This window comes from Paraburkholderia sp. J7 (assembly GCF_905220155.1).
Lineage (GTDB): Bacteria > Pseudomonadota > Gammaproteobacteria > Burkholderiales > Burkholderiaceae > Paraburkholderia.
In genome coordinates, this window is record NZ_CAJMYZ010000038.1 from 24,964 (window position 1) to 47,849 (window position 22,886).

Annotated in this window: 20 protein-coding genes; 8 read left to right on the forward strand and 12 right to left on the reverse strand. The window is 65.9% G+C overall.

The features are described 5' to 3' along the window. Window positions 1-6 precede the first annotated feature (6 nt). The 4 genes from U5A58_RS37630 to U5A58_RS37645 all read left to right on the forward strand — a co-directional run bounded on the left by U5A58_RS37630 (window position 7) and on the right by U5A58_RS37645 (window position 4,715). On the forward strand, window positions 7-843 hold the full coding sequence (locus U5A58_RS37630; protein WP_321965119.1) for a M90 family metallopeptidase: 837 nt from the start codon (window positions 7-9) through the stop codon (window positions 841-843). Between the two features lie 157 nt (window positions 844-1,000). Beyond that, window positions 1,001-1,264: a type B 50S ribosomal protein L31 gene (locus tag U5A58_RS37635; protein WP_069267507.1), complete on the forward strand. Its 264-nt coding sequence runs from the start codon at window positions 1,001-1,003 to the stop codon at window positions 1,262-1,264. Between the two features lie 321 nt (window positions 1,265-1,585). Continuing rightward, a complete protein-coding gene (locus U5A58_RS37640) occupies window positions 1,586-3,340 on the forward strand; it encodes a glycosyltransferase family 39 protein (RefSeq protein ID WP_321965120.1) in 1,755 nt (584 codons plus the stop codon). A gap of 7 nt (window positions 3,341-3,347) precedes the next feature. Further along, window positions 3,348-4,715 carry an MATE family efflux transporter gene (locus U5A58_RS37645; RefSeq protein WP_321965121.1) on the forward strand — a complete coding sequence of 456 codons (1,368 nt, stop codon included), beginning with the start codon at window positions 3,348-3,350 and terminating at the stop codon, window positions 4,713-4,715. A 44-nt stretch (window positions 4,716-4,759) separates the two neighbouring features. On the opposite strand, the gene lipA is transcribed toward U5A58_RS37645, so the two are convergent. The 6 genes from lipA to U5A58_RS37675 all read right to left on the reverse strand — a co-directional run bounded on the left by lipA (window position 4,760) and on the right by U5A58_RS37675 (window position 10,885). Then, on the reverse strand, window positions 4,760-5,767 hold the full coding sequence (gene lipA, locus U5A58_RS37650; RefSeq protein ID WP_321965122.1) for a lipoyl synthase: 1,008 nt from the start codon (window positions 5,765-5,767) through the stop codon (window positions 4,760-4,762). Between the two features lie 2 nt (window positions 5,768-5,769). Beyond that, window positions 5,770-6,891 carry an acetoin dehydrogenase dihydrolipoyllysine-residue acetyltransferase subunit gene (locus tag U5A58_RS37655; RefSeq protein WP_321965123.1) on the reverse strand — a complete coding sequence of 374 codons (1,122 nt, stop codon included), beginning with the start codon at window positions 6,889-6,891 and terminating at the stop codon, window positions 5,770-5,772. Window positions 6,892-6,895: 4 nt separating this feature from the next. Then, on the reverse strand, window positions 6,896-7,900 hold the full coding sequence (locus U5A58_RS37660) for an alpha-ketoacid dehydrogenase subunit beta (protein WP_321917209.1): 1,005 nt from the start codon (window positions 7,898-7,900) through the stop codon (window positions 6,896-6,898). A gap of 46 nt (window positions 7,901-7,946) precedes the next feature. Further along, window positions 7,947-8,924 (reverse strand): thiamine pyrophosphate-dependent dehydrogenase E1 component subunit alpha, encoded by a 978-nt coding sequence (locus U5A58_RS37665; RefSeq protein WP_321917211.1) that lies wholly within the window; start codon window positions 8,922-8,924, stop codon window positions 7,947-7,949. Between the two features lie 67 nt (window positions 8,925-8,991). Beyond that, entirely contained in the window at window positions 8,992-9,768 is a 777-nt protein-coding gene (locus tag U5A58_RS37670) for an SDR family NAD(P)-dependent oxidoreductase (RefSeq protein WP_321965124.1), read from the reverse strand. A 49-nt stretch (window positions 9,769-9,817) separates the two neighbouring features. After that, window positions 9,818-10,885: an ATP-NAD kinase family protein gene (locus U5A58_RS37675; protein WP_321965125.1), complete on the reverse strand. Its 1,068-nt coding sequence runs from the start codon at window positions 10,883-10,885 to the stop codon at window positions 9,818-9,820. Window positions 10,886-11,373: 488 nt separating this feature from the next. Here U5A58_RS37675 and U5A58_RS37680 point away from each other — a divergent pair, with 488 nt between their 5' ends. From U5A58_RS37680 to U5A58_RS37690, 3 genes are all read left to right on the forward strand, one after another. Further along, entirely contained in the window at window positions 11,374-13,386 is a 2,013-nt protein-coding gene (locus U5A58_RS37680) for a sigma-54-dependent Fis family transcriptional regulator (RefSeq protein WP_321965126.1), read from the forward strand. A 217-nt stretch (window positions 13,387-13,603) separates the two neighbouring features. Beyond that, window positions 13,604-14,191 (forward strand): helix-hairpin-helix domain-containing protein, encoded by a 588-nt coding sequence (locus U5A58_RS37685; protein ID WP_321965127.1) that lies wholly within the window; start codon window positions 13,604-13,606, stop codon window positions 14,189-14,191. Between the two features lie 16 nt (window positions 14,192-14,207). Then, a complete protein-coding gene (locus tag U5A58_RS37690) occupies window positions 14,208-14,756 on the forward strand; it encodes a YidB family protein (RefSeq protein ID WP_415774349.1) in 549 nt (182 codons plus the stop codon). A 136-nt stretch (window positions 14,757-14,892) separates the two neighbouring features. Here the strand turns inward: U5A58_RS37690 and clpB are convergent, their stop codons facing one another. Together clpB and U5A58_RS37700 are read right to left on the reverse strand one after the other, a co-directional pair. Continuing rightward, complete coding sequence (gene clpB / locus U5A58_RS37695; protein WP_321965128.1) at window positions 14,893-17,490, reverse strand: ATP-dependent chaperone ClpB; 2,598 nt, start codon at window positions 17,488-17,490, stop codon at window positions 14,893-14,895. Window positions 17,491-17,747: 257 nt separating this feature from the next. After that, window positions 17,748-18,248 carry an Rrf2 family transcriptional regulator gene (locus U5A58_RS37700; protein ID WP_321965138.1) on the reverse strand — a complete coding sequence of 167 codons (501 nt, stop codon included), beginning with the start codon at window positions 18,246-18,248 and terminating at the stop codon, window positions 17,748-17,750. Between the two features lie 216 nt (window positions 18,249-18,464). Between U5A58_RS37700 and U5A58_RS37705 the strand changes: the two genes are divergently transcribed. Continuing rightward, window positions 18,465-19,025 (forward strand): group III truncated hemoglobin, encoded by a 561-nt coding sequence (locus tag U5A58_RS37705; protein ID WP_321965129.1) that lies wholly within the window; start codon window positions 18,465-18,467, stop codon window positions 19,023-19,025. 102 nt (window positions 19,026-19,127) lie between these two features. Here the strand turns inward: U5A58_RS37705 and U5A58_RS37710 are convergent, their stop codons facing one another. From U5A58_RS37710 to thrC, 4 genes are all read right to left on the reverse strand, one after another. Beyond that, window positions 19,128-19,610 carry a molybdenum cofactor biosynthesis protein MoaE gene (locus U5A58_RS37710; protein WP_321965130.1) on the reverse strand — a complete coding sequence of 161 codons (483 nt, stop codon included), beginning with the start codon at window positions 19,608-19,610 and terminating at the stop codon, window positions 19,128-19,130. A 19-nt stretch (window positions 19,611-19,629) separates the two neighbouring features. Beyond that, on the reverse strand, window positions 19,630-19,887 hold the full coding sequence (gene moaD, locus U5A58_RS37715; protein WP_321965131.1) for a molybdopterin converting factor subunit 1: 258 nt from the start codon (window positions 19,885-19,887) through the stop codon (window positions 19,630-19,632). A gap of 13 nt (window positions 19,888-19,900) precedes the next feature. Continuing rightward, window positions 19,901-21,127: a gephyrin-like molybdotransferase Glp gene (gene glp, locus U5A58_RS37720; protein WP_415774350.1), complete on the reverse strand. Its 1,227-nt coding sequence runs from the start codon at window positions 21,125-21,127 to the stop codon at window positions 19,901-19,903. 297 nt (window positions 21,128-21,424) lie between these two features. Continuing rightward, window positions 21,425-22,876, reverse strand: coding sequence for a threonine synthase (gene thrC / locus U5A58_RS37725; RefSeq protein WP_321965133.1), 1,452 nt, complete (start codon window positions 22,874-22,876; stop codon window positions 21,425-21,427). Window positions 22,877-22,886 lie beyond the last annotated feature (10 nt).

Here is a 22,886-nt window from a genome sequence, read left to right on the forward strand (position 1 = left end):
CCAGCGATGCTTTCGAAACTCTCTCACTGGTTCGACGCGCGCCGCCGCGAAAAAGCGCTGCGCGCCTACGCGATCGACGACGCGCTCTGGCAGGCTACGGTCAATGGGCTGCCGTTCCTCAAGCACCTCGACGCCGCCGACCTCGTACGCCTACGCGAGCTGACGAGCCTCTTCATCGCGCAGAAGGAGTTCTCGACGGCGCACGATCTCGAACTGACCGACCCGATGACCGTGGCGATCGCCGCGCAAGCGTCGCTGCCTGTGCTCAATCTTTCGCTCGATCTCTACAAGGGCTGGGTGGGCGTCGTCGTCTATCCGGGCGAATTCGTGATCCGCAAAACCGTCGAGGACGAGGACGGCGTGGTCCACGAGGTCGAGCACGACGCGAGCGGCGAAGCCTGGGAAGGCGGCCCCGTGATCCTCTCGTGGGAAGACGCGCAGATGACCGATGGCAGCGACGCGTACAACGTCGTGATCCACGAGTTCGCGCACAAGATCGACATGCTCAACGGAGAGGCCGACGGCCATCCGCCCCTTTTTCGACGCTGGCATGCGCCACTCGACGCGCAGGCGTGGGCCGACGTGTTCGACAATGCCTATGATCAGTTCTGCGACAAGGTGGACGCGGTGCCGGAGCGCCGCTGGGCGCGCTTCGAGCGCGATTCGCTGATCGACCCCTATGCCGCCGACCATCCGTCGGAGTTCTTTGCAGTGTGCAGCGAGGCGCTTTTCGTCAAGCCGAAGGCGTTCGAAGCGGAATATCCCGAGCTTTACCGGCTGCTTGCGCGGTATTACCGCCAGGACCCGGCGCGCGTGGGCGCGTTGGATGGCCAACCAGCCTGAAACCTGTCGCGCGGAGCCCTCAAAAATTCGCCAACCGGCTGATTATCTGGCATAATCGCCGTTTTTCGACCCTTGGGTAAGTGGCTCGCGCGAGCAAAGTCGGCAACATGGTGTTGCAGGCACGCGGGTTGGCTACCGCCAGATTTAAGGAATAATCATGAAAGAAGGCATTCACCCGGATTACCGCGAAGTCCTGTTCATCGACGTTTCGAACGACTTCAAGTTCGTGACCCGCTCGACGATCCAGACGCGCGAAACCGCCGAATTCAACGGCAAGACCTACCCGCTCGCCAAGATCGAAGTGTCGTCGGAATCGCATCCGTTCTACACGGGCACGCAAAAGATCATGGACACGGCAGGCCGTGTCGAGAAGTTCAACAAGAAGTTCGGCGCACGCGCCTCGGGCAAGGCCGGCAAGTAAGCACCTCGCCGCACCGGCTTCTCGCCGGTCCCGCATTGAACGTGCACAAAAAGGGCAGCATACGCTGCCCTTTTTTGTTGTCTGCGCCACCGTTGTGCAGTCCAGCGGGCCAGGCGGATGCGACTTACCGCCCCTTTTCAGATATTTCGTTGGATTAATACGCGGCTAACGCCGTGACGCGCGGTCACCGGCCCGGCTAGAATGCCGGATTGCTCCGCGGCGCACGGCCGGATGTACCGTCTGCCGCGCATGCCTGCTTGACCCTCGCGTGTGAGCCGCCCGCTCGAGCACGCCCGGTTTATCCGTCTCCCTTCGTACTGCATGAAGCCAGCCATTCGACTGACCGCCTCCGCCACCAGCGCCCTGCCGCGCTGGCTGCTGCTGACCATTTGTATCGTCTTCGCGGCGTTCGGCCTCTTTGGCCGCGACCCGTGGAAGAACGAGGATGCGGCGGGCTTCGGCGTGATGTGGACGATGGCGGGCGGCACCTCGCACGACTGGCTGCTGCCGAACCTCGTCGGCAAGTACGTGACCGAGAACGGTCCGCTCGGCTACTGGCTCGGTGCCGCCTGTATTCGCCTGTTCGCACCGTGGGTCGACGCCAGCAACGCCTCGCGTATCGCCACGGGCGTGCTGTTCTGTCTCGCGTGCGCGTTCGTCTGGTACAGCGCGTATCTGCTGGGCCGGCGCCCCGAAGTCCAGCCGTTCAAGTACGCATTCGGCGGCGAGCCCGAGCCGCGCGACTACGGCCGCACCCTCGGTGACGGCGCCCTGCTCATTCTGCTCGCCTGCTTCGGCCTCGCCGAGCGCGGCCACGAAACCACGCCGCAACTCATGCAGTTCGTCGGCATCGCCATGGTCGTGTACGGCATCGTGCGCGCCATCGACAAGCCGGTTCAGGGCGCCCTCTGGTGGGGCCTCGCGCTCGGCATCGTGATGCTATCGAGCGGCCCCGTGCTCGTGGGCGCGCTCCTGATCGGCACGCTCGCCATGCTCGCCATCGCCCCCGAAACGCGCTCGCGCTGGCTCCTCGTGGCGGGCCTGCCCGTCGCACTCGTGATCTCCGCATCATGGCCGCTGCTGGCGCTGCACTTCTACCCCGACGACGCTGTCTGGTTTCTCAACCAGTGGGCGCACACCAACGTCAATGCCTTCGCGGGACCGCCGGGCTACGTGCTGCGCTACGCCGCCAAGAACCTGCCGCTCTTCACCTGGCCCGCGTGGCCGCTGGCGATCTGGGCCTTCGTGAGCTGGGCGGGACTGCGCCGCAAGCCGCACATCGCGATTCCGCTGTCGGTGATCGTGCCGCTGCTCATCCTCGTGGTCGTGCAGAGCCACGAATCGAACCGGCTCTTCATGCTCGTGCTGCCCGCGCTTTCGGTGCTCGCGACCTTCGCGCTGCCTACGCTCAAGCGCGGCGCGATCAACGCGATCGACTGGTTCGCGGTGCTGAGCTTCACGATTCTCGGCACCTTCGTGTGGCTCGTGTGGCTCGCGGGCATGACCGGCTTCCCTGCACCGCTCGCGCGCAATCTCGCGCGCCTCGCGCCGGGCTTCGTGCCGCAGTTCAAGATTCTCTCGTTCGTGTGCGCGGTGGCTGTCACCGTGTGCTGGATGGCGCTCGTGCAGTGGCGCGTGGCGCGTCATCCGAAGGTGCTGTGGCGCAGCGTCGTGCTCTCGAGCGGCGGCACCACGCTCATGTGGGTGCTGCTCATGACGCTCTGGCTGCCGGTCGTCAACTACAGCCGGACCTACAAGGATGTGGCCGAGCAGATCGCCGCGCACCTGCCCGCCGACTATCAGTGCATCTCGCCCGTGCGCCTCGGCGACGCGCAGATCGCCACGTTCGCGTACTTCGGCAAGATGCACTTCTCGTTCAACGAGGACTGCGACGTGATCCTGCGCCAGGACACGCAGGACTACAGCGAGCCGAGCCCGATGCCGGACTACGTGTGGAAGCTCGTATGGGAAGGCCGCCGCGTGGCCGACCGCGACGAACGCTTCCGCCTGTACGTGCGCACCGACCGCCCGACGCCGCCGCTCAAGAAGCATGTCTGGCGCAAGCGTCCGGACTGAGGCTGCGGTGACGACGACGCTCGTCGGTGACGTCCGGCGCATTGCCGCGCTGGCGTGGCCGGTGCTGGTCGGCCAGCTCGCGATCATCGCGTTCGGCGTGATCGACACCGCGATGGTCGGCCGCTACTCGGCGCTCGACCTCGCAGCGCTCGGCCTCGGATCGTCGATTTACGTCTCGGTCTACATCGCCCTCACGGGCATTCTCAGCGCGCTGCAGCCGGTTGCCGCGCAGCTCTACGGCGCGCGCAAGGACACCGAGATCGGTCTCGAAGTGCGCCAGGCGTTCTGGCTCGCGCTCGTGTTGATGGCAATCGGCTTCACGATCCTCTACTTTCCCGGTCCGCTGCTCGACCTCGCGCGGGCGCCCGAAGCGCTGCGCGAGCGCACCGTCGGCTATCTGCGGCTGCTCTCGTTCGGGCTGCCCGCGGCGCTGGCCTTTCGCATCTACAGCTCGCTCGCCAATGCCGTGGGGCGGCCGCGCCTCGTGATGTTCCTGCAAGTCGGCGCGCTCGTCCTGAAGGTGCCGCTCAACACGTGGCTCATCTTCGGCGGTCTTGGGGTGCCGGCGCTCGGCGGCCCGGGTTGCGCGCTCGCGAGCACGTCGATCAACTGGGCGCTCGCGTTGTGCGCGGCCGTCGCGTTCACGCGTGTCGACGTATTCGAGCCGTTCGAAATCTTCAAGCACTTCTGCTGGCCCGAATGGAAGCGCCAGGCCGAACTGCTCAAGCTCGGCATTCCGATGGGGCTTTCGTACCTCATCGAAGTGACGTCGTACACGTTCATGGCGATCTTCATCGCGCGCATGGGCACGACCACGCTCGCCGGTCATCAGATCGCCGGCAACATCGGCGCAGTGCTCTACATGACGCCGCTGTCGATCGGCGTGGCGACCTCGACGCTCGTTGCGCAGGCGCTGGGCGGCAATCGCCCGGCCGAGGCGCGCACGCTCGCGCGGCACGGCGTGGCCACTGCCGTGGCGATTGCCTGCTGCTACGGCGCGATCGTGTTCGTGCTGCGCCCGCTCATCATCGGCGGCTACACGCCGGACCCCGCCGTGGCGATCGCGGCCATGCCGCTCGTCGCCATCGTCACGTGCTATCACGTGTTCGACGCGCTGCAGATCACGACAGCCTTCGCCTTGCGCGCCTACAAGGTCGCGGTCGTGCCGACCATCATCTATGCGATCGCGCTCTGGGGCGTGGGGCTTGGCGGCGGCTACGCGCTGGGCTTCGACGTGACCGGCACGATGCCCGCCTGGGCGACGGGCGCGCGCGGCTTCTGGCTCGCCAACATGGCGAGCCTGTTGATTGCCGGTGCTGGGCTCCTGTTCTATCTCGCTCGGGTGAGTACGCGATTTTTGCGAGCAGGCGCGTAGCCTGCTGTCGCAAAATGCGTTCGGCGGTTAGTTGCAAAGACAGCTCACCCCGCCTCGGCTCGTCGCGCCGACTCCACCGTCTGCGCCGCGTGATACGAGGAACGGACAAGCGGGCCGGCCACGACTTCGCTAAACCCCATCGCGAGGCCTGCCGCGCGCAATCCGGCAAATTCATCAGGATGCACATAGCGCTTCACCGGTAAATGAAACTTCGACGGCGCGAGATACTGCCCGATCGTCAGCACTTCTACGCGCTGCTCGCGTATATCGCGCATGGTCGCGAGCAGCTCCGCGTCGGTTTCGCCCAGCCCCACCATCAACCCCGACTTCGTGACGAGCGCACCGTTCACCGCTTTGGCGCGCGCCAGCAGATCGAGCGAGCCGCGATAGTCCGCACCTGGCCGCGCCGCGCGATAAAGCGAGGGCACGGTCTCGATGTTGTGATTGAACACGTCGGGCCACGCGAGCGAAAACGCGTCTAGCGCGCGGGCGATGCGGCCGCGGAAATCCGGCGTCAGCACTTCGACGCCGATCCCCGGCACACGCTCACGCACTTGTGCAATACAGCGCGCGAAGTGCGCCGCCCCGCCGTCGCGCAAGTCGTCGCGATCGACCGACGTGATGACGACGTGACGCAAGCCCAGCGCCGCGACCGCCGCCGCCAGATGTGCGGGCTCTTCCTCGTCCAGCGGCGCGGGCCGCCCGTGAGCGACGTCGCAGAACGGGCAGCGCCGCGTGCAAAGCCCGCCCATGATCATGAAAGTCGCGGTGCGCTGCGAGAAGCATTCGCCGATGTTCGGGCACATTGCCTCTTCGCACACCGAATGAAGCCGGTGTTCGCGCAAGACGGCCGCCACGCCCGCGACGGTCTCGCTCATGAGCGGCCGTGCGCGCAGCCACGACGGCTTCGGCAAGACGGCGTCGCGGCCGGTGGGCGGCACGATCTTTACCGGAATCCGCGCAAGCTTCTCGCGGCTGCGCAGCCCCTCCTGACCGAGTGCCGTGCTCGACACGTGAGACGCATGAGACGTGCGGGAAGTAGCGGCCTCCATGCTCAGGCTCCTTCGTCGAGAAAGGCTTTGAGCAGGCGATTGACTTCCTGCGCAGCCTCCATCTGCACCATATGCCCCTTGCCCGCGATCACTTCCACGCGCACCTGCGAGGGCAACCCCTGCGCATGGCGCGCCGGAATGATCTGGTCGGCCTCGCCCCAGATCACGAGCGTGCGCGGCGCGAGCGAGGCAACGCGCTCGCGGAACACGCGCCGCTGCGCGCCGCCCTCGAACGCCTGCCCGGCGATCTTGCCGAGCGCGGCCTGCACGCCTTCGAGCCGCTTGTACTTCACGAGGTCTTCGACGAGTTGACGCGTGACCAATGCGGGATCGGCGAATAGCTTCGTCACGTGCGGCTTGAGCGCGTTGCGGTTCGCCGCCGCGACGAAGCCCTCGATATACGCGCTGTCGATCTCGCTCCCCAGGCCCGCACTCGAAATCAGCGCAAGGGAAGCCACGCGCCCGGTCGCCTGCTCGGCCACCGCCATCGCCACCGCACCGCCCAGCGAGTGCCCGACGAGATGCGCCCGGCCGATGTTCTGCGCGTCGAGGAATGCGATCACGCTCTGCGCAAGCTCGTCGAGGCTGCCGCTCTCGAGCGCCTTACCCGACTCGCCGTGCCCCGGCAGATCGAGCGCCCAGACGGTACGCTCCGCCGCCAGATCCGTGTGGTTGAAGAGCCAGTTGTTGAGATCGCCGCCAAAGCCGTGGATCAGCACGACCGGCACGCCCTCGCCTTCACCCTGCTTCAGGTAGCGCATGATCCTGCCGCCGATTTGCGCCTTTTCCGGCTGCGGCCCTGCGTCGGCGTCGCCCGCTTGCGCAGGCACGAAGTCGCGCTGGAATTCGGCTACGGCGGCGTCGATATCCGCGTCTGCGGCTTCGGCATCGGCTACTACGCCTAGCAGCGCGCCCACGGGCAGCGTGTCGCCCTCCTGAGCGATCTGCCGCCGCAACACGCCCTCGAACGCGCACTCCACCCCCGACGCGATCTTGTCGGACTCGACATCGAGCAATTCATCTCCCTTGGTGACCTTGTCGCCGAGCGATTTGAGCCAGCCGTTCACCTGGCCCTGCTCCATCGACAGGCCCCATTTGGGCATCGTGATCATGTGAATCGGCATGACTTCAGCTCCTTGCTGCGCGCGCGGCTTCGGCAATCTTGTCCGCCGAGGGGATGTAGAGGTCTTCCAGCGACGCCGCGAACGGCACCGGCGTATGCGGCGCGGTCACCATGCCGACCGGGGCCTTCAGCTCCTTGAACGCTTTCTGACCGACGAGCGCGGCAATGTCGGTTGCGATCGAGCAGCGCGGGTTCGCTTCGTCCACGACCACGACGCGGCCCGTGCGGCGCGCGCTTTCGAGGATCGTTTCCTCGTCGAGCGGCGACGTGGTGCGCAGGTCGATCACATCTGCTTCGATGCCGTCTTTCGCGAGCTTCTGCGCGGCGTCGAGCGCGTAGTGCACCATGCGCCCATACGTGACGATCGTGACGTCGTCGCCGTCGCGCGCGATATTGGCCTCGCCGAACGGAATCGAATAGGATTCCTCCGGAACATCGCCTTCCATCGTGTAGAGCAGTTTGTGCTCGCAGAAGATCACGGGATCGTTGTCGCGAATCGCTTCGATCATGAGGCCTTTGGCGTCATAAGGCGTGGCCGGGCACACGACCTTCAACCCCGGAATATGCGTAAAAAGCGAGGTGAGCATCTGCGAGTGCTGCGCCGCCGCGCGCAAGCCCGCGCCATACATGGTGCGGATCACGACCGGCGTGACCGCCTTGCCGCCGAACATGTAGCGGAACTTCGCGGCCTGGTTGAAGATCTGGTCGAAACACACGCCCATGAAGTCGATGAACATCAACTCCGCTACCGGCCGCATGCCGCACGCCGCCGCGCCCACCGCCGTACCGATGAAGCCGCCTTCCGAGAGCGGCGTATCGAGCACGCGCCCCGGGAACTTCCCGTAAAGGCCCTTCGTCACGCCGAGCACGCCGCCCCACGCGTCCTGCTCGCCCGGCGCGCCCGCGCCGCCCGCATTGTCCTCGCCCATGACGATCACGCTCTCGTCGCGCCCCATCTCCTGAGCCAGCGCTTCGTTGATGGCCTGCGAATAGGTGATTTTCCGTGCCATTTTCGTCTCCTTGATCTGGAATCCTGATGACCCGAGCGCGCAGCGCTCAGGGATACGACACGTACACGTCGGTGAGCAGCGCTTCGGCCGGCGGCAACGGCGCGGCCTTGGCCTGCGTGACCGCGTCGTCGATCAGTTGCTTCACTTCGGCGTCCACCTTGCGCAGATCGTCGCTGCTTGCGAGTTCGGCACGCACCACACGCTCCTCGAAGCGCTTCAGACAGTCCTTTTCCTCGCGTAGCTTTTGCACTTCGCCAGGCGCGCGATAGGTTTGCGCGTCGCCCTCGAAGTGGCCGAAATAGCGCGAGAGTTTCATTTCCACGAGCGTCGGGCCGCCGCCGTTGCGCGCTCGCGCAATGGCTTCGCCCAAAGCCTCGTACACGGCAAAAAAGTCGAAACCGTCGACGATCACGCCCGGCATGCCGAAACCGTTCGCCCGGTCGGCGATGTTGTCGGCAGCGACCGACCACGTGGACGACGTCGCCTCGGCGTAGCCGTTGTTTTCCGCGACGAAGATCACCGGCAGGCGCCACACGGAGGCGAGATTCATCGACTCGAAGATCACCCCCTGGTTCGACGCGCCGTCGCCAAAGAAGCACACGCCCACGCCGCCCGTCTTCTTCTGCTTCGCGGCGAGCGCCGCGCCGCACGTGAGCGGACCGCCCGCGCCCACGATGCCGTTCGCGCCCAGCATGCCCTTCGACAAGTCGGCGATATGCATCGAGCCGCCCTTGCCGCGGCACGACCCCGTGGTCCGGCCATAGATCTCGGCCATCATTTCGTGCACGTCCACGCCCTTGGCGATGCAGTGGCCGTGGCCGCGGTGCGTGGTGGCGACGTAATCGGTGTCGTTCAAGTGGCTCATCGTGCCGACCGCGGACGCCTCCTCGCCTGCGTACAGGTGCACGAAGCCTGGAATCTCGCCGGTCGCGAATTCGACGTGCAGCCGTTCCTCGAACTCGCGGATCGTGCGCATCGACCGGTACGCGGTGAGCAACTGCTCCTTGTTCAACTGAAGTGACATGGTTGTCTCCTGGGTGGACTACGTTGTATCGCTCTGGATTCGCCTGCTGTGGGAAATGCCACTGCTCCTAGTGAAAAGTGAAACCGCCGTCGATGTTCACCGACTGGCCCGTGATGTTGTCCATGGTTGCGAAGAACAGCGCGAGCCGCCCCATGTCCTCCGGTGTTTGCGCGCGGCCTTGCGGGATCAGCGTGAGCTGGTGGCGCTGCCAGGATTCTTCGACGCTCTCGCCCTGCGTCTTCCATTCGTCGGAGAGCCGGTCCCACATATACGTGCGCACGATGCCGGGACAAATCGCATTCACGGTGATGCCTTCGCGCGCAACCTCCTTGGCGAGCGCGTTGGTGAAGCCGACCACGGCGAACTTCGAGGCGCTGTAGTGCGCGAGATTCGGAAACCCTTCCTTGCCTGCGATCGAAGCGACGTTGATGATCCGCCCACGCTTTTGCGTGAGGAAATGCGGCAACGCAGCCTTGCAGCCGAGAAACACGCCCTTTGCATTGACGTTCATGACGAAGTCCCAGTCCCGCTCCGTTAATTCGGATACCGGATTAATCGAAATCACGCCGGCGCAGTTCACGAGAATATCGAGGCCACCGAGTTCGGAGATCGCCTGCGAGACCATCCCTTCGAGTTGTGCCGCCTGGGTGACGTCGACCTTGGCGAATGCCGCGCGTCTGCCGAGCGCGCGTATCTCTTCGACCGTTGCTGCCAGGGGTTCTTCGAGCAGATCCGCGAGCAGTACGTCCGCACCGGCCTGCGCGAGCGTGAGCGCAATGCCGCGGCCGATGCCGCGTGCACCGCCGGTCACGATCGCGACCTGGCCTTTCAAGGGTGTGTCCATGCCGATGTCTCCTTGTTTCGGTTATGAGTGGAGCAAGCAAGCCAGGCCGCTACACGCGCGCGGCGGCCTCGCGCAACAACTGATGCGACGCCGCGTAACGCAGCGTGCGCGCAACATCGACGGTCAGCGGGCCGTGCCAGTCGAGCGTCACTTCATAGCGGTCGCCGCGCGCCGGTTCGATTTCGCGCTCGCCGTCGAACGCGAGCGTGCCGTGGCCCGCTTCGAGCGGCAGCGCCACGCCCACTTCAAGGCGCTGGCAGGTGCGCATCGTCAGGCGCTCGACGCGGCCCGGCGCGATCGGTGCGAGCAACGGCACCCCCGCTGCGCCGCCCTCGGGCGCGCCTGGCTCGGCGAAAGTCATATGCAGACCGTGCGCGGCGTCGCGCCCGACCGGCGCCCATGCCCCACCGATCGACGAGAGGCCGATGCCGTCGGGCGGCGCAAAGGTCAAGAAAAGTGATTCGATATCCGAACTTTCTGAAATCGCGCGCGCGCCGATGAATGGCTGACGCGCCACGCAAATATCGACGAGCGCGATTTCCTCGCGCCCGCGCGACGGCCCTTCCACGCAGCGCGCGACGAGCCGCTTGTTGCGCGAGAGCGCCGTTTCCGCGGGCACCGCGCCGGTCGCGACGAGCGCGCCCGCGAGACCCGCGACGGTGGCCTCGCGTAGTTCGGGAAAGGCGTTGTTGGTGCCGGTCGAGAGCGCGAGCAGCGGCGTGGCGCCGCAATGCGCGGCGACGGCGCGATGGGTGCCGTCGCCACCGAGCACCGCGATCAGCGCGACTTCTTCACGCACCATGTGATCGACGCCCGCGTGCGTATCGGCAACGCTTTCGCTCACCGGCAGATCGACGAATACGACCTCGGGCCAGGGCTCGTGCGCGGCAATGGCCGCGTGCGTCTCGATCGCCCGCAGCAACAGCGCGGCTACGCCCGTGTTGTCGCGCAATGTGAGCACCCGCGCGACGCCGAGCGCGCCCAGGCCCGCGAGCAGGCGCACGACCATATTCGCCTTCTCGGCCGTGGGAAAGACAGATGCATGCGAAGTGAGACGGCGAATGTCGCGGCCCGATGCGGGGTTCGCGATCACGCCTACGGTCACGGGCGTCGTCACGGGTCTTGTCTCCTGTTGGCGTCGCACTGTGAGCTGCTGCGCGCCGCTTTTGCCCGCAAACTCTGCAAGCGTCATGCCAATGACGGCGAGGACACGCTGTATCCGCGTAGAAGGCCGCGCGACGGGGCTCTGCGGCAATCGCATGGCGTGGGGCGAGCGCCGTTTGCGTCGCGTGTGGCGTCTCAGCCGCCGTCTCGCACGCGCAATGCGTCCACGCGCACAACCGGCCACCCGCGCGGACGAAAACGCGCACACGCCCGCGCGGCCTGCCTGTGCCGCGGCTGAGACGCCCAGCGTCGCGCGCCGGAACGCGGGACACCGCGCGCTGAGACAATCGTCTCAACCGTCTCGCATGCTGCGCTGCGGTGTGATCGCGCGCAAAGGATGTGCTACAAAAGACTCCCGCCGAACGCTTTCCGGTCCGACGTAATCCGACGTTTTGCCGACGTACCCCGACGCTCATTGCGAGCCACCGTCTGGAACCGCTCATGCCCTACGCCCTTGCGTCTACCCGGCACGCCGAGCGCGTGCGTGGCGCCGTAGAAGGCCGCCTGCCTGCGCCGTCCGATTCGCCGCGTCTCGTCTCGTCGTGGCAGCGCTCGTTCGAGCGCTATCAGCTGGACCCTGGCTCCGTGATCGGTCCGCGCGTGCTGAGCGCCGCCGAGCTGCGCGAGATCCGCGATCGCGAGGAGTCCTTCCTGCGCGCCTCGGGCCAATGCCTCACGCGCCTGCACGATATGGTGCGCGAAGCCGATTACTGCGTGATGCTGACCGACGCCCATGGCGTGACCATCGACTATCGACTCGACCGCGAGCGCCGCAACGACTTCAAGCACGCGGGGCTCTATATCGGCTCGTGCTGGTCGGAGAGCGAGGAAGGTACCTGCGGCATCGCGAGCGTGCTCACCGATCTCGCACCCATCACGGTGCACAAGACCGATCATTTCCGCGCCGCGTTCACCACGCTCACGTGCAGCGCCGCGCCGATCTTCGCGCCGGGCGGCGAGCTGATCGGCGTGCTCGACGCTTCGGCCGTGCAGTCGCCCGACAATCGCGAAAGCCAGCGCATCGTCAACCAGCTCGTGCGCCAGAGCGCCACGCTCATCGAAGACGGCTATTTCCTGCATCGCCTCGCGTCGTGCTGGATCCTCTTCGGTCACCAGAATCGCAACTACGTCGAGGCGCAGCCCGAACTGCTGATCGCTTTCGACGAAAACGGCAACGTGGTCGCCGCGAACCGGCGCGCACGCGAGTGCATGCCGTGCCTCGACGGCCCGCGTCATATCGACGAGATTTTCGATTCGTCGCACGTGCAGTTGCGCGACATCGGGCGCATCGAAACCATCGCGGCGCTGCGCCTGCGCGCGAACGGCTCGATGCTGTATGCGCGCATTCGCGCGCCGCTTGGGGCTAGCGGTTACGGTGGACACAGCGCACGTAGCGGCCACAGCGGCGGCGCCAGCGCGGCGCATGGCGCGATGCCGCTGCGGCGCGACGGCGCCGACGCGCACGAATACGATCGCAGTGCGCTCGGCCCCTTCTTGCGCAGCGTCGACACACGCGTCGCCGAAAATGCGCGCATCGCGCAACGCGTAGCAGGCAAGCGTCTGCCGATCCTGCTGCTCGGCGAAACCGGCGCCGGCAAGGAAGTGTTCGCACGCGCCATTCACGACGCCAGCGCGCGACGCAATCGACCCTTCATCGCCGTGAACTGCGGCGCGCTGCCCGAGTCGCTGATCGAGAGCGAACTGTTCGGCTATGCGCCGGGTGCATTCACGGGCGCGCGCCGCCATGGGGCGCGCGGCAAAATCGCGATGGCCGACGGCGGCACGCTCTTTCTCGACGAAATCGGCGACATGCCGCTCGCGCTGCAAACGCGCCTTTTGCGCGTGCTCGCCGAGGGCGAAGTCTTGCCGCTCGGTAGCGAAACAGCGGTGCGCATCGATATCGACGTGGTGTGCGCAACCCACCGGGACCTCGCGCAAATGGCCAGCGCCGGGACGTTCCGCGACGATCTCTACTACCGGCTGAGCGGTGCGGTGCTCACGCTGCCGCCGCTGCGTGAGCGGCGCGACATCGCCATGCTCATCGACACGGTATTCGCGGAAGAAGCGCAGGCCGCCGGCCGCCCGCTCGCGCTCGACGCCACGCTCGCCGCACGGCTCGCGGCCTTCGCGTGGCCAGGGAACCTGCGGCAGCTGCGCAATGCGATGCGTTACGCATGCGCCGTATGCGACACCGTGCTGGTCGAAGCGCAGCACCTGAGCGCCGACCTCGCGGCGAGCCTGCCGCAACTTGCACCGGCCACCGCGCGCGGCTCCGCAGCCGGCATGCCGCCTGCCGCGCCGCTCTCCGACGAAGATGAGCGCGCACGCATCGTCGTAGCGCTCACGGCGCACCGTTGGCGTCCGAACGCCGCCGCGCAGGCGCTAGGCATCTCGCGCGCGACGCTGTATCGGCGCATTGCGAAGCTCGGCATCGTCGGGCCGCACCGCGCTTGAACCAGATTGCACTGACAGCCTGGCATTTGGCGTCGCCAAAATGCACAGAAGTATTAAATATTGTGCGGTGCGATTTACTTGCCACACCTCGACCGGTATAAATCGAGCGCTCGCGATCCACGAATAGGCCATCTGGCCTATTCTTGTACCGCAGCCCCTCCGCTGGATGCGTCGTCCGTTCCCGGCTAACTGAAATGCCCTCAATGGAGTGATTGCCATGCTCAAGAAGCTGCTGATGCTGTTCCTCGCCATCGGCCTGTCGCTGTCCGCCGCGCTCGCCGCAGCCGTGGAAGTGAACACCGCCGACGAAACCGCGCTCGAATCGGTCAAGGGCATCGGCCCTGTGCACGCCAAGGCGATCATCGACGAACGCACGAAGAACGGCCCGTTCAAGGACGCCGACGACCTCGCGAACCGCGTCAAGGGCATTGGCCCGAAGTCGGTGCAGAACCTCGAGGCGGCAGGCCTCACGATCAACGGCTCGTCCGCGCCGCCGGCGGGCAAGACGGCTAGCACGAAGAGCGGCAAGAGCGCCGCTGCAACGACCGCCGCACCCGCTGCCACCACGGCCAATCCGATGACGGCGCAGACGCCGGCGGCCGCGACCACCGCGCAAGCCGCCTCGGACGCGGCGGGCAAGTCGAAGCACAAGAGCAAGAAGGACAAGGCAGCCGCGGCTGCGAGCGCGCCGGAAGCGGGCTCCGCTGCGGCAGCACCTGCCTCGGCATCCGATACGAAGGCGAAAAAGACCAAGAAGTCGAAGAAGGACAAGGCCGCGTCCGCAGCGGCCGCTTCCGGCGCGTGATCGCTGCCAACATCCGGTGCACGCACACCGTGCGCCGGACTTCGAATCGCGGCGCCGTCAACGCGCGCGCCGTCCGACTTACCGGCCGCGTCCCCCGTCGCGGCCATCACTCAGAGAGATCGTCATGAGTCTGCTAGATACCCTCGGTTCCCTGCTCGGTTCGCAATCGCAACAGCAAGGCGGCGGCCAGGCCCAGCTCATCGCCACGGCGATGGAGTTCGTCAACAACCAGCCCGGCGGCCTGAACGGCCTCATCGAGAAGTTCCAGCAAGGCGGCCTCGGCGACGTCGTCCAGTCGTGGGTCGGCAACGGCGAGAACCAGCCTGTTTCGGCCGACCAACTGCACAACGTGCTCGGCTCGGACGTCGTCTCCGGCCTTGCACAGAAGGTCGGCATGCAGCCCGACCAGGTCAGCGGGCTCCTCGCCCAGGTGCTGCCGCACGTGGTCAACGCGGGCACGCCGAACGGCGAAGTGCCGCAAGGCGGCCAGATCAACACCGAAAGCGTGCTCGGCACGCTTGGCGGGCTTGCGTCGCTGTTTGGCGGCGGCAACAAGCAGGCCTGAGCAACGCTTCACAGGCCTATTCACAGCCATACGTCGCAGGCATGAAAAAAGGGCAGCGGATCACTCCGCTGCCCTTCTTGTTTCGGCTCGGCGCGCACCTCACGGCACACGCCTGACCCGGGTTTCGCTGCACGCCTTAGTGCACTACGCGCTCGAACACAAACTTCCCGTCGTGCACGCTGACCGGAATCACATCCTTCGGTCCGAACTTGCCCGCGAGTATCAGCTTGGCGACCGGATTCTCGATCTCCTGCTGAATCGCCCGCTTGAGCGGCCGTGCTCCAAACAGCGGGTCGTAACCGACCTTGGCGATCTGACCGAGTGCGTCGTCCGACACCATGAGCTCCATGTCGAGCTTCTCCAGACGCTCGCGCAGACGCTGCAACTGGATCTTCGCAATCGACTCGATATTCGAGCGATCGAGTGCATGGAACACGACGACTTCGTCGATCCGGTTCAGGAACTCGGGGCGGAACTGCTGCTTCACTTCATTCCACACGGCGTCCTTCACCGCTTCCTGCGGCTCGCCGGCCATCGCCTGGATGAGGTGCGAACCGAGGTTCGACGTCATCACGATCACCGTATTCTTGAAGTCCACGGTGCGGCCCTGGCCGTCCGTCATACGACCGTCGTCGAGCACCTGCAGCAGCACGTTGAACACATCCGGGTGCGCCTTCTCGACTTCGTCGAGCAGGATCACGCTGTACGGCTTGCGACGCACGGCCTCGGTCAGATAGCCGCCCTCTTCATAGCCCACGTATCCCGGCGGCGCGCCGATCAGACGCGCCACGCTGTGCTTCTCCATGAACTCGCTCATGTCGATGCGGATGAGGTGGTCTTCTGAATCGAACAGGAAGCCCGCCAGCGCCTTGCACAACTCGGTCTTGCCCACACCCGTCGGCCCGAGGAACAGGAACGAGCCATACGGCCGGTTCGGGTCTGAAAGACCGGCGCGCGAGCGGCGGATCGCATCGGCAACGGCGGTAATGGCCTCGTCCTGGCCCACCACGCGCTCGTGCAGCTTTTCCTCGATCTGCAGCAGCTTTTCGCGTTCGCCCTGCATCATGCGCGACACGGGGATGCCGGTCGAACGCGACACGACTTCTGCGATTTCCTCGGCGCCCACCAGCGTGCGCAGCAAGCGCAAACGCGTGGGGTTGTTCTGCTCGTTCGCCTCGGCGAGCGTGACCTGCTTGAGCTGCGCCTCGAGTTCCGGCAGCTTGCCATACTGCAGTTCCGCGACCTTCTCGAGCTTGCCATCGCGCTGGAAGCGATTGATTTCCGCACGCACGCGGTCGATCTCTTCCTTGATCTGTGCGCCGCCCTGCACCGCGGCTTTCTCGGTGGTCCAGATCTCTTCGAGGTCCTTATATTCGAGGCTCAGGCGGTCGATCTCTTCCTCGATCAGCTGCAGACGCTTTTGCGACGCTTCGTCCTTTTCCTTCTTGACGGCCTCGCGCTCGATCTTCAGCTGGATCAGGCGACGATCGAGCTTGTCCATGGCTTCGGGCTTCGAATCGATTTCCATCTTGATCTTCGAAGCGGCTTCGTCGATCAGGTCGATGGCCTTGTCGGGCAGGAAGCGGTCGGTAATGTAGCGATGCGACAGTTCCGCCGCCGCGACGATCGCCGGGTCGGTGATTTCCACGCCGTGGTGCAGCTCGTACTTCTCCTTCAAGCCGCGCAGGATCGCGATGGTCGCCTCGACCGACGGTTCATCCACGAGCACCTTCTGGAAGCGGCGCTCGAGCGCGGCATCCTTTTCGATGTACTTGCGATATTCGTCGAGCGTCGTCGCGCCAATGCAATGCAGCTCGCCGCGCGACAGCGCCGGCTTGAGCATGTTGCCCGCATCCATGGCGCCTTCGGCCTTGCCCGCGCCGACCATCGTGTGGATTTCGTCGATGAAGACGATGGTTTGACCTTCGTCCTTTGCGATGTCGTTGAGCACGGCCTTCAGGCGCTCCTCGAACTCGCCGCGATACTTCGCGCCCGCGAGCAGCGCGGCCATGTCAAGCGAGAGCACGCGCTTGCCCTTGAGCGTCTCGGGCACTTCGCCGTTGACGATGCGCTGCGCGAGGCCTTCGACGATGGCCGTCTTGCCCACGCCCGGCTCGCCGATCAGCACCGGGTTGTTCTTGGTGCGCCGTTGCAGGATCTGGATCGAGCGGCGGATTTCGTCGTCGCGGCCGATCACGGGGTCGAGCTTGCCCGAACGCGCGCGCTCGGTCAGGTCGACGGTGTACTTCTTGAGCGCCTCACGCTGGCTCTCGGCGTCCTGGCTGTGCACCTGCGCGCCGCCGCGCACCGCGACGATCGCGGCTTCCAGCGACTTGCGCGTCAACCCATGCTGGCGCGCGAGACGACCGGCTTCGCCCTTGTCCTCGGACACGGCGAGCAGGAACATCTCGCTCGCGATATACGTGTCGTTGAGCTTTTGCGCTTCCTTGTCGGCCTGATTGAGCAGACCCGTGAGTTCACGGCCGATCTGCACGTTGCCGTCGGTGCCCTGTACCTGCGGCAAACGGTTGATCGCGTCGTTCAGTGCGTTCTGCAGCGCCTGTACCTGCACGCCGGCGCGCGACATGAGCGAGCGCGCGGAGCCATCCTGCTGCGCGACGAGCGCAGCCAGCAGGTGGACGGGTTCGATGTACTGGTTATCGTGGCCAACCGCGAGGCTTTGCGCGTCGGCGATGGCTTCCTGGAACTTGGTGGTGAGTTTGTCGATTCTCATTTGATGCGAGACCTCCAGATTTCTAGACTGTCACCAAATTTGAGGGGGGACACGCCGGTTTCAAGCGCTCTGGCGTCATTTTTTCCGATTTTCGGCATTCGAGCGCGCGCAGCGGCCGCCAGCAACGTTGCCGAGGCGTGAGAAAACGGGGGAGGACTGAGAGGCGGCCGGAGCCGTGCGAGGCAAAGCGCCGCTGCCAAGCGGCGCCGCTGCGGGGCGAAGAACAGGTGTGTGAGAACGAGGCGCCAACGCGCCCCTCAATGCTCCCGCGAAGACGCGGGCCGAGCCGTCTGCACACGCGGCATGAACTGGATCGGTGCGAGGCCGAGCAGGCCGGTCAATGCGTCTGCCGGCTGCGCGAGTTCGCCGATCGTGTGACGGTCGAGTTCCGCGAGGAACGCATCGCGCGCCGCCGCCAACGCGTGCTTGAGCCTGCACTGCGGCTCGATGACGCAGCTACGCCGCTCGCCGTGTTCGTCCGGAAAGCAGCCGACCAGCGAGAAGTCGCTCTCGGTCTGACGAACGACCGCGCCGACGGTCAGATCGAGCGAGGCCGGCGCGAGCCGCAAGCCGCCGTTGCGCCCGCGAATGGTATCGACCCAGCCGAGTTCTCCAAGGCGCTGCACCACTTTCATCAGATGATTCTTCGACACGCCATAGGCGTCCGAAATCTCCTGGATCGTGGCCAGGCTGTCGCGACGCAGCGCGAGATACAACATCACGCGTAACGAGTAGTCGGTGTAGTCGGTCAGTCTCATGGCGGGGGCAATGACGGCGCTGATGCGGGTGACAGAACCCATACAATAACATGCAGTTAGCATGCAGGTTTTGCCCGGACTGGGTATCATGGGCACTTCGATGGTCACTTCGCAGTGCCTGGCAGCGTACCTGCGGCTCAGGGCCGCAGCGTGCTGACGTACCGGCGCCCCGCCGCCGCTACACTCCATGCACTCCAGGTATCACCCAGGCCCCAAATGATTCGCCCCGACACCCGCCCTTCCGGCGCTCCGCACGCCGAGCCAACCGAAGAAAACATCCGCGAACTGGTCTACGCGTTCTACGACCGCGTGCGCGACGACGCCATGCTCGGCCCGGTGTTCGACGGCGTGCTGGCCGGGCGTTGGGACGAACATTTGCCGAAGATGTGCCGCTTCTGGTCCAGCCTCGTGCTCGGCACCAAGACCTACCGCGGCAATGTGCAGCAGGCGCACGATCCAGTGCCGGGCGTCGAGCCGCAGCATTTCAGCCGCTGGCTCTATCTCTTCCTCGATACCGTTCAGGCACGCTACGAGCCGGCAGCGGCGGTGCAGTTCATGGAGCCCGCACTGCGCATTGCGCAAAGCCTGCAACTGAGCCGCTTTGGCTGGGACTACGCGATTCCGCCCGAGCAACAGGCGATCCTCGATCGCGTAGCGCCGCGCAGGCGGCCCGCCGGGCACGGCCATGACTTGCCTACGCGCCCAGGCGGCGAGCCGTTTCCAGCCCGTTTTGTTGGCCGCCAAATGGATGTCGACGAGAACACGCCGGCAGAGTAAGCATGTCTGCCTTCAGCGAGAGAGCGAGCTAGGCAGTTAGTTGCATTCGAGAGACAAGGTGGCCGGATAAAATCGACCCGCCTGCGCCCGGCGAACAACCGCCTAGCTGGATTCCCGCGAAACATTCCCCGACGCCACGCCCCAGCGCGCCAGCGCCGCATCGTCACTCTCGCGTGCGTCGACCCAGCGCGCGCCCTGCTCTGTTTCTTCCTTCTTCCAGAACGGCGCCTCGGTCTTGAGGTAGTCCATCACGAACTCGCAGGACGCGAACGCGTCGCCGCGATGCTTCGAGGTCGTCGCGACCAGCACGATCTGATCGAGCGGCGCGAGCTTGCCCACCCGGTGCACGATCAGCACCTCGATGCCCGCCCAGCGCCGCTGCGCCGCCTCGACGATCGCCTCCAGCGCCTTCTCGGTCATGCCTGGATAGTGCTCGAGTTCGAGCGAGGCGATCGTGCTGCCGTCGTTCAGGTCGCGCACGGTGCCGACGAAGCACGCCACCGCGCCGATCGCCGGATTGCGCGCGCGCAGTTGCGCAACCTCCGTGGTGAGGTCGAAATCTTCCGTTTGTACACGCACGGGCATCGTGAATCTCCTGTCGCGCTCAGCCGCCCGTCACCGGGGGGAAAAACGCGACTTCGCAGCCCTCGGTAATGCGCGTGCGCGGGTCGGTCATCACGTGATTGCACGCCATGCGCAGCGCGCGGCCCTCCGCCAGCGTATCGGCCCACACGCCGCCGCGCGCGCGCAGCCAGCCGCGCACGTCGCCGACCGTGACGATGCCTTCAGGCAGCGTGACCGTTTCGTCCGCGACGCCCAACGCTTCGCGCACACTCGCAAAAAACTTCAGCTGGATCTTCATCGGTTAAGGCTTTTCAGTACAGCAATTCGGTGAACGGAATGAAGCGCACGGTCTCGCCCGCGCTGATCGCATGGTTGGGCGGATTGTCGATGAGGCCGTCGCCCCAGACCGTGGAGGTCAGCACGGCCGAACTCTGGTTCGAGAACAGGTCGAGACCGCCAGCCGGGTTCACGCGCGCACGCAGGAATTCGTTGCGGCGGTCACCCTTCGTCTGCGTGAAGTCGGCGCGCAGCGAGAGCGCGCGGGGGCTGACGTGCGTCGCACCCGCGAGACGCAGCAGGAACGGACGGACGAACAGCAGGAAGGTGACGAAACTCGAAACCGGGTTGCCCGGCAGCCCGATGAAGAACGCCTCGCCCGCTTGCGCATCCGTTGCCCCTTGCGCACGACGCACCGCGCCAAACGCGAGCGGCTTGCCCGGCTTCATGGCGATCTGCCACAGGTTGATGCGGCCTTCGGCCTCCACGGCGGGCCGCACGTGATCCTCCTCGCCCACCGACACGCCGCCCGAGGTGAGGATGAGATCGTGCGCAGCGGCCGCCTTGCGCAGCGTCGCGCGCGTGACGTCGAGCTGGTCCGCCACGATGCCGTAGTCCGTGACTTCGCAGCCGAGGTTGCGCAAGAGGCCCGTGAGCGTGAAGCGGTTCGAGTTGTAGATCGCACCGGGCTTGAGCGGCTCGCCCGGCATCGTCAGCTCGTCGCCGGTGAAGAACACCGCGACCTTCACGCGGCGCACGACGGTCAGCGCAGCACACCCCACCGAAGCCGCGAGCCCGAGCACCGCGGGCGTAAGGCGCGTGCCCGCCGGCAGGATGACCGTGTCCTTGCGGATGTCCGCGCCCTGCGCCGTGATCCATTCGCCCGCCTTCGGCGCATGCAGGAAGGTGACGGCGCCGTCCGCCGCCTCGGTCTGCTCCTGCATCACCACGGCGTCGGCGCCCGGGGGCACCGTCGCGCCAGTGAAAATGCGCGCCGCCGTGCCCGCCGCGAGCGGCTGTGGCGCGTGCCCCGCGGGAATGCGCTGCGAAACCGGCAGATGGCGGCTGCCTTGCGCGAGATCGGCCACGCGCACCGCGTAGCCGTCCATTGCGCTCGTATTCATCGGCGGCACGTCGAGCGGCGAAACGACGTCTGCGGCGAGCACGCGGTTCAGCGCGTCGAACGTCGAAATCGTTTCGGTACCGTCGAGCGGCTTCGCGGCGGCAAGCAGCGTGGCAAGGGCGTCGGCGGTGGAAAGCATCGGCGCGCGCGGCGCGGGTGCCGGCGCAGCGGAAGACGGGGACGTAGGCGTGGACATCGAGGTCGTCTCGGACTTGGCGGGCGGGCCGCCAGCAGCGGTTGGTCTGCTGTTATTGTAGCGGCGCGATGGGCGCGCTGCGCCTTATGCCGTGGATATCCCTGGCGCGCCATGCAGGCGAACGCGCAGGGTCGGCTGGCGAGTTGCAGCGGGCGGGTTCGAGCAACCCGCCGCCGCATGAAAGCTGATGCAAGAGCAACGCGCCAGGACCAGAAGCAGATCCGGCCCCGGCTGCGTCGATCAGTCTGCCGTATGAGCGGCGATATAGTCCTTCACGCGCTTTGCATCGGCGGGCACGACTTCGAAGCGTTGCGGCAGTGCCTCCAGCCCATCGAACGCTGCCGGACGCTCCGGCTCGCGGTCGAGCGCCTCGCGAATCGTCTCGCCGAACTTCACCGGCTGCGCGGTTTCGAGCACGATCATCGGCACACCGGGCTGCAGGTGTTCGCGGGCGACCTTCACGCCGTCGGCGGTATGGGTGTCGATCATCGTCTTGTAACGCGAGTAGACGTCGCGGATCGTCGCGATGCGGTCGTCGTGGGTGCTGCGGCCCGACACGAAGCCGAACTGCTGCACGCGCACGAAATCGCCGCTCGCCACGAGATCGAAACCGCCCTTCTCCTCCACGTCGCGGAACAGTTGCGTCACGCGCGCCGGATCGCGGCCCAGCAGGTCGTACACGAAGCGCTCGAAGTTCGACGCCTTCGAGATATCCATGCTCGGGCTCGTCGTGTGATACGTCTCCGCCGAGCCGCGCACGCGATAGATGCCGGTGCGGAAGAACTCGTCGAGCACGTCGTTCTCGTTGGTCGCGACCACGAGCTTTTCGATCGGCAGACCCATCATGCGCGCGATATGGCCCGCGCACACGTTGCCGAAGTTACCCGAAGGCACCGTGAACGAAACACGCTCGTCGTTCGACTGCGTCGCCGCGAAGTAACCGGCGAAGTAGTACACGACCTGGGCCACGACGCGCGCCCAGTTGATCGAGTTGACCGTGCCGATCTTCTGCTGCGCCTTGAACGCGTGATCGTTCGAAACGGCCTTGACGATGTCCTGGCAGTCGTCGAACACGCCTTCCACGGCGAGGTTGAAGATGTTCGGATCTTGCAGGCTGAACATCTGCGCGGTCTGGAACGCGCTCATCTTCTTGTGCGGCGAGAGCATGAACACGCGCACGCCCTTCTTGCCGCGCATGGCGTATTCCGCGGCGCTGCCGGTGTCGCCCGACGTCGCGCCGAGAATGTTCAGCTCCTGGCCGGCCTTCGCGAGCGCGTACTCGAACAGGTTGCCGAGCAGCTGCATCGCCATGTCCTTGAACGCAAGCGTCGGACCGTTCGAGAGTTCGAGCAGCGACAGTTTGGCGCCGTTTTCCTCGCCGAGCGTGGTAAGCGGCGTGATCTTGCTCGCGTCTTCACCGTGGCGCACGTTGCGGTACGTCTCGCCCGTGTAGGTGCGGCGCGTGATGTCGCGCAGGTCGTCGGCGGGAATGTCGCCGGCGAACTTCGAGAGGATCTCGAACGCGAGATCCGCGTACGAGAGGCCGCGCCAGCGCGCGAGTTCTTCCTTGCTGATCTGCGGATACTCGGCCGGCAGGTACAGGCCGCCGTCGCGCGCGAGACCGCCCAGCAGGATGTCGGAAAACGAGTGATGCTCGCCGGCACCCGCGCCGCGCGTGGATACGTAATTCATAGCCCTTGCC

Excerpts from the sequence above, each read along its gene's own strand:
- U5A58_RS37660 (WP_321917209.1), bottom strand. The coding sequence starts at position 7,900 with ATGGCACGGAAAATCACCTATTCGCAGGCCATCAACGAAGCGCTGGCT.
- U5A58_RS37680 (WP_321965126.1), top strand. The coding sequence starts at position 11,374 with ATGCCCTACGCCCTTGCGTCTACCCGGCACGCCGAGCGCGTGCGTGGC.
- thrC (WP_321965133.1), bottom strand. The coding sequence starts at position 22,876 with ATGAATTACGTATCCACGCGCGGCGCGGGTGCCGGCGAGCATCACTCG.
- U5A58_RS37700 (WP_321965138.1), bottom strand. The coding sequence starts at position 18,248 with ATGAGACTGACCGACTACACCGACTACTCGTTACGCGTGATGTTGTAT.
- U5A58_RS37630 (WP_321965119.1), top strand. The coding sequence starts at position 7 with ATGCTTTCGAAACTCTCTCACTGGTTCGACGCGCGCCGCCGCGAAAAA.
- glp (WP_415774350.1), bottom strand. The coding sequence starts at position 21,127 with ATGCTTTCCACCGCCGACGCCCTTGCCACGCTGCTTGCCGCCGCGAAG.
- U5A58_RS37640 (WP_321965120.1), top strand. The coding sequence starts at position 1,586 with ATGAAGCCAGCCATTCGACTGACCGCCTCCGCCACCAGCGCCCTGCCG.
- U5A58_RS37665 (WP_321917211.1), bottom strand. The coding sequence starts at position 8,924 with ATGTCACTTCAGTTGAACAAGGAGCAGTTGCTCACCGCGTACCGGTCG.
- U5A58_RS37710 (WP_321965130.1), bottom strand. The coding sequence starts at position 19,610 with ATGCCCGTGCGTGTACAAACGGAAGATTTCGACCTCACCACGGAGGTT.
- U5A58_RS37685 (WP_321965127.1), top strand. The coding sequence starts at position 13,604 with ATGCTCAAGAAGCTGCTGATGCTGTTCCTCGCCATCGGCCTGTCGCTG.
- lipA (WP_321965122.1), bottom strand. The coding sequence starts at position 5,767 with ATGGAGGCCGCTACTTCCCGCACGTCTCATGCGTCTCACGTGTCGAGC.
- clpB (WP_321965128.1), bottom strand. The coding sequence starts at position 17,490 with ATGAGAATCGACAAACTCACCACCAAGTTCCAGGAAGCCATCGCCGAC.
- U5A58_RS37635 (WP_069267507.1), top strand. The coding sequence starts at position 1,001 with ATGAAAGAAGGCATTCACCCGGATTACCGCGAAGTCCTGTTCATCGAC.
- moaD (WP_321965131.1), bottom strand. The coding sequence starts at position 19,887 with ATGAAGATCCAGCTGAAGTTTTTTGCGAGTGTGCGCGAAGCGTTGGGC.
- U5A58_RS37670 (WP_321965124.1), bottom strand. The coding sequence starts at position 9,768 with ATGGACACACCCTTGAAAGGCCAGGTCGCGATCGTGACCGGCGGTGCA.
- U5A58_RS37705 (WP_321965129.1), top strand. The coding sequence starts at position 18,465 with ATGATTCGCCCCGACACCCGCCCTTCCGGCGCTCCGCACGCCGAGCCA.
- U5A58_RS37655 (WP_321965123.1), bottom strand. The coding sequence starts at position 6,891 with ATGCCGATTCACATGATCACGATGCCCAAATGGGGCCTGTCGATGGAG.